This window comes from Phormidesmis priestleyi ULC007, assembly GCF_003003695.1.
Classification (GTDB): Bacteria; Cyanobacteriota; Cyanobacteriia; order Leptolyngbyales; family Leptolyngbyaceae; genus Phormidesmis_A; species Phormidesmis_A priestleyi_A.
In genome coordinates this window covers 218,397-231,560 of the sequence record NZ_PVWG01000003.1, presented here as the reverse complement: position 1 = coordinate 231,560, position 13,164 = coordinate 218,397, and the positions used below count along the sequence as shown (strand labels likewise).

Genomic DNA, 13,164 nt, shown 5'->3' with positions numbered 1-13,164 from the left:
AGGTTCAACCTAATCGTGCTATTGACCATCGGCTAAATCAGCCACAAAAGTTTGGACTGTTTCGATCGCCCCACTCAACACAGGTAACATCGGAATCTCTTCCACCTCTGGCAACTCTTCTAAGGTCAGCCGCAGTTGACTCGAACCAGACAGCAGCTTCAAAAGTTTGGGTTTGGGGTCGTGGAGCAAGTAGATTAAGCGATCGCCGACCTGCCATTCGCCTTCAACTGGAGCGATCTGCAAAGAACCATTGCGTTCTATCAACAACGGGATCAAACTTTCGGCTTCGACAAGTGCCCGTAGATGGGCTTGCTGCAAATCGAGTCCTGCTTCTTTTAAGGTCGTTTCACCCAGTTTTACGGCTCCCTCGTTCAGATATTGGTTCCAAACTTTGAGCAAAATTTGTGAACTAAACGCTTGTTGAACTCGACTATTTAAGCCGCTGACTTGCGAATCGCGAGGAAAGATCGCTAAAACTCTGGGGGGGCTAAATTCTTCGATCGCGCGTTGCGCCACCACCAAATTTACCTCCCCATTGTTAGTCATTGCCAAAAATGTGCCCACTTTAGAAAGTCCCGCTTCTTCTAAGACATCGGTGTCGAGCGCGCTGCTAATAAACACTTTGAGATCAGGCTGAAGTGACGGATGAGAATCCGGATCAGTGTCAATCAGGGCAACGAGTTCGTCACGCTCTAAAAACAGTCGAGCGATCAACAAACTTAATGGGCTACATCCAACAATTATTACACCTGTGGTATCTTTAGACGTAATCTGTAGTAAATTTGCAGTCCATTGAGCTGTTAATGCTTGAATAACAACTGTGAGAATGATTGTGAGAAAGACAAGCGCTTTAATTGAGTCACCGCCGTTAATGCCTCGCTGAGTTAAGAGAATTGCAAATAGAGATGCAACAGAAGCGGCAATGATGCCTCTGGGTGCAATCCAACTTAGAAATAGCTTTTGTCGCCACGTTAAATCACTATTCCAAGTGCAAAGCCAAACGCTGAGAGGACGAACGACGATCATCAGCGCTAACACGGTAGATAATCCACCCCAGCCTAGAGCGAGAACGCCTGCGATCGACAAATCTGCCGACAATAAAATAAACAACACTGATGTCGCCAAGATAGTGAGTTGCCCTTTAAAGCGCTTGAGCAGCCGTTCTTCGGGCAGCGCAGAGGCTCTGAGAACAATTCCAGCAATCACGGTTGCCATCAGCCCCGCTTCACTACGAATCATCTGTGCCAACCCAAATAAGCCCCACAAGCCAGCCAACACCACCAAATTCTTTAAGTCTTCTGATAAGAACGTGGCGCGTTTGAGAATGACACCGAGTAACCAGCCGCCGCCTGCCCCGATCGTGGTGCCAACTCCCAATCGGATTCCTAAATCACTCGCCACCGTTAACGGATCGGGGTTGCCATTTAGCAGCACATTCAGAACCACCACTGCCAAAATTGCGCCTACCGGATCGATCAAGACCCCTTCGCCTTCGAGAATGGTGGCAACTTGACGATCGACATCAACCTGTCGCAGCAGAGAATTGATTACAACTGGCCCCGTAACCACAACGAGAGCGCCATAGAGAAACGCCAGCGCCCAAGGGAACTCGCTCAACCAATGGGCTGCCATGCCGCCACCGACCAAAGTAATTAAAGTCCCGATCGTCACCAAGTTTCGCAGACTGCCAGAAACTCTGCCCAAATCTCGCAATTGCAGATTGAAGCCGCCTTCAAATAAAATCACCGCCACCAGCAGGGCAACCAACACTTCTAAACCATTGCCCAAGCGATCGGGGTGCAGCACTCCAAACGCACTCGGCCCCAGCAGAATGCCAAATATCAGCAAAAAAACAATGCCAGGAATTTTGACAAACTCCGCCAGCACTTGGGCACCGATTCCTGCAATCACAGTGATGACGATTTGCAGAGTCAGGTCTAGGGGTGCATCCATAAGTGATTGGGGTTCAGGCGTTGGAGTTAGACTTCGTTGGGATCAATGCCCATCTGACGCAGCCGTTCAGCGAGTCGATCCGCCCGTTGCTTTTCCCGTTCAGCACGTTCGTCTCCAGTTGACAACAGATTGCCTTCACCATCCCACCAGCGCAGCCAGGGAAGCTCCATCGACTCGTATTCTCCACGCCAAATGCCTAGCTCAACGCCCATTGGCGGAATGGGAAAGTGTCCGCGTTGGTTGACAGCCATCGGCTGATAGCGACCTTCGACGAGATGATATAGCTCGATCGCGCCTTTGCTACATTCATAAATGCCATAAAAGGGGATGCGAATTGCCTGTTCATAGACCCAAAACTTTCCAGTGACGGGCGTTCGATCGCGTTCTTCGCTGCCATCTCCAGACGCAAATTCTAAGGCAATCAGAGGCGCAACATATTCTTGCCACAGCACATAAGAGCGGCGAAACACACCCTTCAGCATCGGCGGAACGTTGGGCACATAAAACCAGTCAGGTGCCTCGGCTCCTTTTTCAGGGGGATCGGTTAGCCTCCAGTAAATACCGCAATCTTGACCGATGCAATATTGTCCGGCGGGGTGAAGTCTTTGCAATATGGGGCGAATTGAGTCAGTTAAGAGGCTACTTTGCGGGTGTTCCTGAAAGTTTTTCACAAAGATGCCGTCTGACTCTGGAAGTTGCGTGTGGTCAGGGAGAGTCTTGATCGTAAACTCAGAAGATTGGGTTGCCGTCATAGAAATGCCCTTCACCGTTGCGAGCTTGAACCTATTGTATTGATTTTAGGGACACTGCGGAATAGAGGGATGATTTGGGTAGGGGCAAATCCCCCGGTGGTTGCCCTCTGTGCGTCGGGGGTAGGCACGGGGGCGCTACCCCTACCGCTGATGGTCTATTTCAACAGCAAATAATAAAGCTGTCCGGTGGAATTGACGAGTCCTGCCCGATCGCCTGCCTCCTTCCCAGTGCCCATAAAAACATCCACTCGACCCGCCCCCAAAATGGCACCGCCCGTATCTTGATCCAAGACAAATCGACTGACCAAACGTTGTTCTAATTGACGATTTACATTCAGAATTGGCAGTTGAGTTTGAATCAGCGCGATCGCCCCAGGTGGCATTAAAGATTTATCAGTAGCGATCGAGCGTTCTGCCGTCACCGGAACGCCTAAACTCCCCGTTGCAGGGGCACCTTGAGTATTTTGAAAAAACACAAACCGCCGATTGCGAGGCAGATACAAATCCAACTCGTCGGGATGCTGTTGAAAGTATTGCACCACGTTGGGCAGATTCAAATCTTCGAGACGGAGTTTGCCGTCTTTGACCAATTCTCGCCCAATGCCTGTGTAAGGCTGATTGGTGTGTGCGGCAACGCCGATCGTCATCGTCGTGCCATCAGTAAGTTGCAGTCGGGCAGATCCTTGGACTTGGACGAGAAAGGCTTCTAAGCGATCGTGCAGCCAGACCAGTTCCAATCCTCGCAGCAATCCTTTGGGGGTTTGCAAGCCGTCTTTGCCTTCTAGCTCAAGGCGCGTTGGGTGAGGAGCTTTCAATCTTGCGAGATCGGGCGATCGATAGAGTGGATAGCGATAGTCTGCGGTGCGAACTCGACTCGCTTTGTGGACTGGCTCAAAATAACCCGTAAACGAGACAGTTCCCTGATTGTCTTTGCCTGTGGATTGGTAGAAAACAAATTCTCGCTGAATTGCGGTTTGTAATTGTTGAGCCGAGCGAGACGCTAGAATCAGTTGCTTAAAGCGTCTGAGACTGCGATCGACGCGATCGCGCGTTACGCCTTTGACCGGATATTTTTGATAAGCCCGAACTGCCTGAGCCGTTTGCAAATAGCGTAAGCTGTAGTCGATCGCGCTCAACAACGTTTTACGATCACCAGAATGCCAAAGTTGCTCATCTAGGGCGCTTGATGGCGGCTGAGTAGGTTTGATCGGACTGGGTGCGATCGGACTGGGCGTGACCGAAGTAGGGATCGGAAGCGATCGAGCTGGATCGACCCAGCCTCCCGCAATACCTAAACTGATTAGTGCTAAAAGTCTAAGTCTCTCAACGATTTGCAAATTTCTCATGCGCTCTGACGATGAAGAAGCTAGAAGCGAGACGATTCCATCATGCTCAAGTTCCTGACGGCTCTAGTAGCGATCGACGCTGCCTGAATAGAGCGGCTCGACTCGAATTCCGAGCACTTTTGCAGGGCGCACCACCATATATTCGCCTTGAATATTTTTGATCGGCACGCTAATAAAATCGTTGGAAGCCGCTTTGGGCACTAGTTCGCCGCTATACCACTTTTGAAAGTCTTGAATAGTGGCAAACCGCACTTCTTCGCGATGACCGCCCTCTAACAAGAGGTAGACAGCAAACTCACTCGGCGTTCTAGGCATTTTGTTTTATCTCAACCACGACGACCTTATTATGGTCTGGAAGTGGGTGAAAATCACGATCGCGGGTCGGCAGTTCTCGGTGCGATCGCTAAGAAATTAAATTAAAGCGCTGCAATTGAGTTTCAACCGCTTTAGGCAAAAGCTTTTTGAGTTGCGCTTTGTCTTTATAGACGAGACGGTTTTGACTCGGCAAGTCAAAGGGAAACTGTCCGGGCAGGTCAGACCGCTCCATTTGGGTGAGTAAAAGTTGCTCCGATCGCTTGCTTTGCAGAGCATAACCCATCTCAACGCAGACTTTAGGGCTGGGGATCAGTAACGCGGGTGAGCCAGAAATCTGTGCGATCGAGGTGCCATCGGCGATAAATAAAAGGCATTGTCGAATCGATCGCATCAGCGCACTCGTGAGGCGCACTGGGCCATCGGTGAGGCGATGCGATTCTTGCAGAGTGATCGGGAGGCGCGATCGACCATTAATCGATTCAATAATTTTGTCTAACTCTTCTCGCAGCAACTCGCTCGACTCAGAATATTCGGTTTGATAGCACAAGAAGATCGTTGGCTCTAAATGCGCCATTACTTCTTGTTTCGAGAAATAAATCTCGTGACTTCGCAAATCGATGTTAGAAATCGCGTAGCCGCCACTGCCCTCAATATAAAATTCGACGGTTTCGCCTTCTAAATAGCGCTGAAACCAAAGAGAGGTCTTTACCTCTTCACTGTCTTCTAAGAAATCTGCCCGCAAGCCAGACTTTAGCAAGCTATTTTTGCTGAGTCGCAGATCGTGAGGACGCTTTTCAAGATCTCGAATCGGCTCATATTCCTGAAGATACCAAGCTTTGAGGGCAATAATTGACATGCCGTAATCTGCCTTTAATAATTGAATCCAACAGCACTCAAGTCTCTTATTCCCTGAGTTATTTTCTCTTGCGGTTATTGTATATAGAGTTAAACGGGTTGATCATCTTAATTATTAGTAACTTTTGATCAGGCGAGGTGTGAAGTCGCAACGATTTAGTTTTTTGAGAAGCTTATTTGATTTCTAACTATTATAGTACAAATGTCTTAACCGTATCAATCCGTTTAGATTAAGGATCGTGAATGTAAATAACCTGTAACTTTTGACGAGCTTTGTTCATTGCCTCACTCGCCCAGAAATTAATTTCCTGGCTCACAGCGAAAGTCCTCTAAACAGGACTAGAAGAGAAAGTCTGGCCCTCAGTCTGTTTCAACGGACTTCTGCTATTAGCCCGAACTTTTAGTTCAGGGCGGACAAGCAACTCAGCAAAAAGCGCTCAAGGGTCGTTAACTTTTATCAACTTGACTGCCGTGACTACGAGGGTCAGCGGCACTTTCTTTGGTTTCAACGGTGGTCGAAAAGGCTGAGGTTTGTCCAGTTGTCTGAGCATAAGGCAAAATATTGCCTTCAGACAACGCCACTAGATTGGCTTCGAGGATCGGGCGAGGCTGCTCACCGATCGCTTGCCCGATCGCGTTGCCTCCCTGTTTCATATAGACAAAATGCGGAATTCCATCGACTCGATAGCTGAGAATTTCGGGCAGCCATTTCTCGTTATCGACATTGAGCATCACAAAATTGATACGATCGCCATAGGTTTCTTTGAGCGATTGCAGGGTTGGAGCCATTGCCTGACAACTGGTACACCAATCAGCATAAAACTCCATCAAGGTTGGTTTGCCGTTTGCCAGGGCAACCTCTAGGGGCACGGCTACTTTCGCCATCGAGCTGAGAGAAACAGAGGTCGTTTGGGTCCTCAGTCCGAGAGAAATTGCGACGGTCAGCGCGATCGCCACTAACACGATCAGAAAATTGCTCAACCGGGTGGCGATCGGGGTTTCTGAAGGTGCAGCGCTGGAGGTGGGTAAATCTGTAGCCATAGGTGATCACAAGTCGTTACCCCTAAAGTTTAGTAGATTCATGGAGTGCTAGAATTCTTACTTGAGGTAGCTCTTCAGTGGAAACGACGCGATTGTCTAGCAAAGGTCAAGTGATTATTCCCAAAGCTTTGCGGGATGCTCACCATTGGGAGGCAGGGCAAGAGTTAGTCGCGATCGGCACAGGTGATGGGATTCTACTCAAGCTCAAAAATCCGTTCCGAGAAACCACATTAGAAGACGTTGCTGGATGCTTAAACTATTTGGGAGAGCCGAAGAGTTTAGAAGCGATAGAAGATGCAATTCGGCAGGGTGTGATGGAGCAATACGATCGCTTTTAACCTGCGATCGCCTTCAAACAGCATTGAGGAAATCAGATTTAACATGAATACTGAAAATAGCCGCACCTCTAACCAGATGCGGCTATTTTGGCGATTAGAGAACGATCGCTTGATCAAGGTGCTGACAATTGCACTAAATGCGGGTATAGATCTGAACACAGAGGCGGTTGCGTATATTTACGATGTGCTTTGTATAAGCTTTTTGTAAAGGTAAAAAATAACACTAGGAAATTAGGTGGATTTAGGTAAGAATAGCACTCAGTGAACCCGCTCAATTGGGTGAACTTACTGGGGCATCTCCAAGAGGGGTCTACCAAAACCACTTCACCTTTATGGAGATATTTAATTCATGACGACTTTGAGCAACGTGAAAAAACTGTCTGTCATTGCTGCGGGCGCTACCTGCCTCAGCTTAGGCGCAATGAACCCGGCTCAAGCATTGAACCTCGTGTCCAACGGCGGCTTTGAGACAGGCGATTTCTCAGGCTGGACTCAATCTGGCAACACTGGTTTTACAGGTGTTGACTCCGCTTCTGCCAACAGTGGCAACTTTGGAGCGTTTTTTGGTCCCATCGGTACTCCAGGCTTCCTATCGCAGACGCTTGCAACAGTTGCAGGACAAACCTACAATCTCAGCTACTTCTTAAAGAGTGATGGCGGCAAACCAAACAGTTTTGCCGTTTCGGCTGGCTCTGAGGTACTATCGACCTTCACCAATCTCGCTTTTCCTTTCACATCTTCACCTGCGGAAAACACCTTTAGCTTTATTGCACAAGCACCTTCGACTGTGTTGAAGTTCGCCTTTCAACAGGATCCAGCCTATCTTAGATTGGATGACGTGTCTGTGACCTCGACATCTACGGCTATTCCGACCCCGGCGCTCTTGCCAGGTCTAATTGGCTTAGGGTTTGGTGTCCTTCGCAAGCGTAAAGCTGCGGCAATGGCAGGGGCAGCCGAGAGCTAAGATAGCCATCCGATTTGAGTTGTGAGATTGCAGAATGTCCCCCTTGGGGGCTAAGGGGAGCAAACCTGTCCTGCTGCTCACGAACAATTTAGGATTGCTATGGATTAGAGACGATCGTAACTAGGCGGCGATCGTCTCTCCAACTTCAATAGAAAGGCAAAAAGTAAAGGAAGCAGCTTTACTCTTTGCCTTTTCTGTTTTGATAAGGAACGATCGCCGTTTTGAGCCATAGTATTGCTGATCAAGTATCAAGCACTTTGCTAATGACTTGGTACATCGATTCGAGTTCACGATCGCTAATGCAGTAAGGCGGCATTAAATAAAGCGTGTTGCCGAGCGGACGAATGAAAAACCCCAACTCTAGGAAGCGATCGCGCAACTCAGATCCGATCGTATTAAAGTAGCCTGGTGTTTGATCAGTAATGATTTCCATAGCGACGATCGTGCCACAGACGCGAATCTGCTCAATTCTAGAATGTCCTTTGAGCCAAGTCTCTAAATAGCGACGGTGCAACGCTTCTAACGCCCGAAATCTTTGCGGAGTTTGCTCTAACAAGTTGAGAGACGTTAGCCCCGTAGCGCACGCCAGCGGATTGCCCGTATAGGAATGACCGTGAAGAAACATCTTACTCGCGTCGTCGCTATAAAATGTCTGATAAATTGTCTCCGTTGCGAGTGTGACGGCTAACGGTAAGCAACCGCCTGACAGCCCTTTAGACAAACAGAGAATATCGGGAGTTGTGCCAGACTTTGAGCAAGCAAATAGCTCTCCGGTGCGCCCGAATCCGGTCATCACTTCGTCGTAGATCATCAGCACTCCGAATTGGTGAGCGATCGTTTGCAGCGATCGCAGAAATTCGGGGCGACACATTCGCATTCCCCCGGCTCCTTGAATCAGAGGTTCAATAAAAATCCCGGCATAGGTTTCTTGTTTTAAGAGCGATTCGATCTGTTCGAGTGCCTGTGATTCTTTGATCTCAACTTCTGGATCGTCATCAAACGTGGCAGGAAACGGAACCGTATCCATCTCAATTAACAACGGTCGAAACGGCTCCCACCATGAGCAGCCGATTCCGAGTGACATTGCTCCGATCGTGTCTCCGTGATAGCCTTTCTCAAACACTAGAAACCGAGTGCGATTCGTTTCTCCCTGGTTGAGCCAATATTGATATGCCATTTTTAAGGCAGCTTCGATCGCCGTTGACCCATTGTCGGTGAAAAAGACTCGTGTCAAAGCGTCGGGCAGATGGGTGAGTAATTTGCGCGCTAACTGTTCGGCAGGATCATGAGTGAAGTTGGCAAAAATCACCTGTTCTAGCTGCTGTGCCTGGTGATAAAGTGACTTAGCTAAGGCGGGATGTCCGTGTCCGTGAATCGTCACCCACCAGCTTGAAATGCAATCTAAAATGCGTCGTCCGTCTTCGAGTTCTAGCCAAACGCCTTCGCCCTTCACCACTTTGAGCGGCGGAGGAGTCGTTTTCATCTGCGTATAAGGTCGCCAAATTGGGGAATCTGTTTCGTGGTTAGAAAGGTTCATACGGATGCAAAAGTAACGTGACCAGACATGAATGTGCGAATGGTGCCATCAGAAAGACGTAATCGTAGACAACCACGATCGTCAATTCCGATCGCTTCGCCTGAAATCTGCTCTCCAGATAACTCGATCGTGATTTGTTTACCTAACAAGGCATCGCGATCGCGCACGGCAGACAATAGAACAGAAAAACAAGATGAATGCTGCGATGATTGTAAAAGTCCGGCGGTTTGCAACAGATAGTGACGTAATTTCTCCAATATTAGAATCTCATTAGGAACAATGGGAACAACTTCGTGAAGACTAGCTGGATTTCTAATTGTGCTAATCTCTAAACTTGTAAAGTCAGCATGGTGATTTAGACCAATTCCTACGACCAGTTTAGTACCATTGCTTAAGTTACTCGTCACGCCCTCACACAAAACTCCAGCTAACTTGCGTTGATTTAACCACACATCGTTTGTCCATTTTAAGCGCAACTGATTCTGCAAACCTGGAACCAAATCTTCGATCGCATAGATCACAGCTAGTCCTGCGATCAGGCTGAATCCAGATAGTTGGGTGGCGGGGATGCGATCGAGCACCACACTCAACGTCAATACGCCAGGAGGCGAGTACCAGACGCGCCCGTTTTGCCCGCGCCCGTGAGTTTGGTGACGCGTAAAGACGACTGTGCCGTGATCGAGTTGGGCTAAGTGCTCGATCGCCCAAGTGTTGGTACTCGAACAACTTTCTAGCCACTTTAACCACGGCGGCAAAGGGGCGGCAGCAGATATAGAATCGTCCATGATGCTCAACTCTTGAACCTGATAAAACGTCAGTTCGACGAGTTTTTTCGCTTCGTTGTCAGCGGCTTCTGCCCCCTAAATCCCCCATTCTGGGGGACTTTGAACCGGAAATTTTGGCTTGAAGTCCCCCAAAATTGGGGGATTTAGGGGGCTGCCCGAATTCACAAGTGGAGCGAACTACTTCAGTCGAACTGACGTTAACCTGATAAAGAATAGCATCTGGCTCAAAAGGGTTTTACAGTTACTTCTCTAAACGGCGGCGGGTGTGACTAATTGCTCTAAGGTTCGCAGCAACACCTGCTCGTTATAAGGCTTGGAAAAGTAGGCATTTGCGCCTAAATTCATCGCTAACTGGCGGTGCTTTTCACTGCTGCGAGAAGACAACATTGTGACGGGCAATCTTTCTAAATCGGGGTTGGCTCTCAGCTTTGCCAACAAGCCATAGCCATCTAGACGCGGCATTTCAATATCGCAAACGACTGCCTGCACTGATGAACCATTTTCTAAGCGATCGAGCGCATCTTGTCCGTCTTTGGCTTGCTCGACTCGATAGCCTGCCCGTTCTAGCGTCAATGCTAAAAAGCGCCGGACGTTAATCGAGTCATCGACTACCAAAATCGTGGCGGGCTGGTTGCCCATCGCTGCCGATAAAAACGAGGTAGGAGTTGACTCTAGAGACGGAAGACTGGGCATTGGCGGCTCGGTGCGCTCGTAGCTAGTGATCCAGCGCAGCAGTTCTGAGAGGCTGACCAGAGGCACGACGCGCCCATTGCCCAAAATGGTGCAGCTACTAAATCCAGGTGGCAGAGGCAGTGTGCCATTAATGCGTCGAATCGTGGCTTCTTGTTCACCCCAACAGCGATCGATTTGCAGCCCAACTCGCTGACTGCCGTGATTAGCAATGATCACGCTGGTCGAGGTGATGGTCGGGGGCGTTTCAAAGCCGTGGGGTTGACGAGGACAGTTGAAACTCAGCCAGCGCTGTAGCCGCACAAACTGCAAGATCTGACCGTGCCAGTTGAGCATTTCGCTGCCTGCGGTTTGCAAGATTTGCTCTGGTTTAAGCAGTGACATTTCTTCGATCACTTCGGTCGGAAACGCCAGCAGCATCCCGTTGCTTTCAGCCAGCAAGACGCGCACGGTTGAAAGTGTGAAGGGCACCGAAAGCGTAAAGGTTGTGCCCAGACCTGGCTGAGTGTTGACCTTAATTTCGCCTCGAATTTGTTTGAGATTATTTCTGACGACATCCATGCCGACTCCGCGTCCCGAAAGCGTTGTCACTCGATCGCTGGTGCTAAATCCGGGTTCAAAGATCAGAGAGAGCAACTCTTCGTCACTGGCAGAAGCTAACAATGTTGGGTCAAGTCCCATTTGTTCGGCTCGATCGCGAATCTTCTCGATCGCAATCCCTTCACCGTCATCTCGAACAGTAATAATCGTGCGGCTGCCTTGATGAGTGGCGCGAATCTCGATCGAGCCTTCGGCTGATTTCCCTCTTGCCTGGCGCGTTTCAGCATTCTCGATCCCGTGATCAAAGGCGTTGCGAAGCAAGTGCATTAAGGGATCATTTAGCGTTTCGAGAATGTTGCGATCGATGAGAGTGTTGTTACCCGCAACTTTGAGTGTCACCTGTTTTCCATGCTGGAGCGAGAGTTCTCTCAGGGCACGCGGGAAGCGATCGACTATATCTGATAGGGGACGCATCCGCAGTTGCGACAACCCTGATTGCAATTGTTTGGCGGTTTTGTTGAGCGATCGAGTAGTTTGTTCGGTGTCGTCTAAACTCAGTTCTATGTCTTGGCTGACTTCTTGAATTTGCACGATCGTCTCCATTACCTGTTGCGATAATAGGTGGAGATCATTGTAGCGATCTAATTCTAGTGAATCAAAATCTGATTTTAGGTTTTGGGTTTTGGATTTCAACGCTTGCTTAGAATTATTAGCGTTCTCGTTGCTAGAAGTTCCAGCTAGTAGTCTTAATCCCGATAGAGAGATCGATAAATCAGAGTCAAAAACAGATTTATCGTAAACGTCTCGCATTTTTTCGTTGACGTGATCGAGGGCTTTAACCCGATCGTGTAGCTGTTGATTTAAATTGCGGAGACGTTTGATATAAAGATCTAAGCCGTTGCGATCGATGGTTAGTTCGCCAAATAGATCATTAAGCTGGTTTAGCTGCCTGACCGGAACTCGAACTGTTGTATCTAGATCCTCTTCGGGAGGTGCAATATCGCCATCTGCTAACCCATCTAGCACTTTAAAGTCTGAAACCTGGCTTTCTCCGATCAGCGATCGTGCCGCAGGTTGAAATTCGGTGTAGCCCGCATCATCGACCGCAACCGAATCGGTTTCTAGCGCTGCTACATACCAATCGGGAATTGATTCACTCTCATCGGATTCGCCGAAGGAATCTTGCTCCACAGTTGCGGCATCTTGCCAGCTAAATTCGTCCTCAGCAGCCAGATTAAATGATGTGAGGTCTTGATTCTCTCCGATTACTATTTCGGGAGCCAGCGCGATCGCCTCTGGAATTTGATCATACTGTCCGATCATGACGAGGGCTTGAGTGCGTCTCCATGATTGCAGTGCAGACTCGGCGATCGCGCTCACATTGCTGACATCTACCTCTAAGCTGTACGTTACTGATGCACACAGGCGAACAAAGGCAGGCAGTTGCAGCATTTCTCCTAAGCCGCCCAACTCCTGCGCCAAGATGGTAAGTTCTTCTTGCAGACAAGGCTGATCGGGCGTTGCCAACACCCCCTCTAATCGCTGGAGACAGCCTTCAACCTCAGTTTCAAACAGCAGCGGCACAATATCTTGCCCGTCTTCGGGTGACAACACCGATGCTGCATTTTCATCCTGCGGGTCGCCTAACTGTTTGTGGAGTTGTTCAAATAGCGGGTCAACTTCGATGTTCAACCATTGAGGATCGATCGCAGCATTGTGACGATCGTACTCAATCACTCGACGCAGCACATCAACTGCTGTCAGCAAGAGCGTTTCGAGTTGAAAATCGACCGCGATCGCTTTCTCGACTTTTAAGACTTTAAACGAGTCTTCGAGACGATGAGCCAGATCACTTAAGACAGTAAATCCCATCATTCCGGCTCCTCCCTTAATCGAGTGGATTGCTCGCAATGCCGCATTGATTTTTTGAGTATCGACTCGATTATCTGCCAGACCGATCAAAGCGGCATCGAGCGCATCTAGATATTCCTGCGCTTCATCGAGGAACTGGCGACGAATTTCAAGTTCCTTAGCGTGTGACATAGGCG

12 protein-coding genes are annotated in these 13,164 nt (G+C 49.0%); 3 read left to right on the top strand and 9 right to left on the bottom strand.

What is annotated here, in order from left to right:
- Window positions 1-18: 18 nt before the first annotated feature.
- The 6 genes from C7B65_RS05025 to C7B65_RS05000 all read right to left on the bottom strand — a co-directional run bounded on the left by C7B65_RS05025 (window position 19) and on the right by C7B65_RS05000 (window position 6,262).
- Entirely contained in the window at window positions 19-1,953 is a 1,935-nt protein-coding gene (locus tag C7B65_RS05025) for a cation:proton antiporter (protein ID WP_073069942.1), read from the bottom strand.
- A 26-nt stretch (window positions 1,954-1,979) separates the two neighbouring features.
- A complete protein-coding gene (locus C7B65_RS05020) occupies window positions 1,980-2,705 on the bottom strand; it encodes a Uma2 family endonuclease (RefSeq protein ID WP_073069941.1) in 726 nt (241 codons plus the stop codon).
- Window positions 2,706-2,860: 155 nt separating this feature from the next.
- Window positions 2,861-4,051, bottom strand: a complete 1,191-nt coding sequence (mltA, locus tag C7B65_RS05015; protein WP_073069940.1) for a murein transglycosylase A — start codon at window positions 4,049-4,051, stop codon at window positions 2,861-2,863.
- A 63-nt stretch (window positions 4,052-4,114) separates the two neighbouring features.
- A complete protein-coding gene (locus tag C7B65_RS05010; RefSeq protein WP_073069939.1) occupies window positions 4,115-4,366 on the bottom strand; it encodes a hypothetical protein in 252 nt (83 codons plus the stop codon).
- 88 nt (window positions 4,367-4,454) lie between these two features.
- Complete coding sequence (locus tag C7B65_RS05005) at window positions 4,455-5,222, bottom strand: hypothetical protein (protein ID WP_073069938.1); 768 nt, start codon at window positions 5,220-5,222, stop codon at window positions 4,455-4,457.
- 446 nt (window positions 5,223-5,668) lie between these two features.
- Window positions 5,669-6,262 (bottom strand): thioredoxin family protein, encoded by a 594-nt coding sequence (locus C7B65_RS05000; protein ID WP_073069937.1) that lies wholly within the window; start codon window positions 6,260-6,262, stop codon window positions 5,669-5,671.
- 77 nt (window positions 6,263-6,339) lie between these two features.
- On the opposite strand from C7B65_RS05000, the gene C7B65_RS04995 reads away from it, so the two are divergent.
- The 3 genes from C7B65_RS04995 (at window position 6,340) to C7B65_RS04990 (ending at window position 7,564) form a co-directional block, all read left to right on the top strand.
- Window positions 6,340-6,600 carry an AbrB/MazE/SpoVT family DNA-binding domain-containing protein gene (locus C7B65_RS04995; RefSeq protein ID WP_073069936.1) on the top strand — a complete coding sequence of 87 codons (261 nt, stop codon included), beginning with the start codon at window positions 6,340-6,342 and terminating at the stop codon, window positions 6,598-6,600.
- A gap of 43 nt (window positions 6,601-6,643) precedes the next feature.
- The gene (locus C7B65_RS27645; protein WP_181314335.1) at window positions 6,644-6,808 is read left to right on the top strand and encodes a hypothetical protein; all 165 of its coding nucleotides are present in this window, start codon (window positions 6,644-6,646) and stop codon (window positions 6,806-6,808) included.
- 141 nt (window positions 6,809-6,949) lie between these two features.
- Window positions 6,950-7,564: a PTPA-CTERM sorting domain-containing protein gene (locus C7B65_RS04990; RefSeq protein ID WP_073069935.1), complete on the top strand. Its 615-nt coding sequence runs from the start codon at window positions 6,950-6,952 to the stop codon at window positions 7,562-7,564.
- A gap of 241 nt (window positions 7,565-7,805) precedes the next feature.
- Here C7B65_RS04990 and bioA read toward each other — a convergent pair whose 3' ends face one another.
- From bioA to C7B65_RS04975, 3 genes are all read right to left on the bottom strand, one after another.
- Window positions 7,806-9,101 (bottom strand): adenosylmethionine--8-amino-7-oxononanoate transaminase, encoded by a 1,296-nt coding sequence (gene bioA / locus C7B65_RS04985; RefSeq protein WP_073069934.1) that lies wholly within the window; start codon window positions 9,099-9,101, stop codon window positions 7,806-7,808.
- The gene (locus C7B65_RS04980; RefSeq protein ID WP_073069933.1) at window positions 9,098-9,886 is read right to left on the bottom strand and encodes a biotin--[acetyl-CoA-carboxylase] ligase; all 789 of its coding nucleotides are present in this window, start codon (window positions 9,884-9,886) and stop codon (window positions 9,098-9,100) included. The genes bioA and C7B65_RS04980 overlap by 4 nt, the downstream gene beginning before the upstream one ends.
- Window positions 9,887-10,135: 249 nt before the next feature.
- Window positions 10,136-13,159 carry a hybrid sensor histidine kinase/response regulator gene (locus tag C7B65_RS04975; RefSeq protein ID WP_073069932.1) on the bottom strand — a complete coding sequence of 1,008 codons (3,024 nt, stop codon included), beginning with the start codon at window positions 13,157-13,159 and terminating at the stop codon, window positions 10,136-10,138.
- Between the last annotated feature and the right edge of the window lie 5 nt (window positions 13,160-13,164).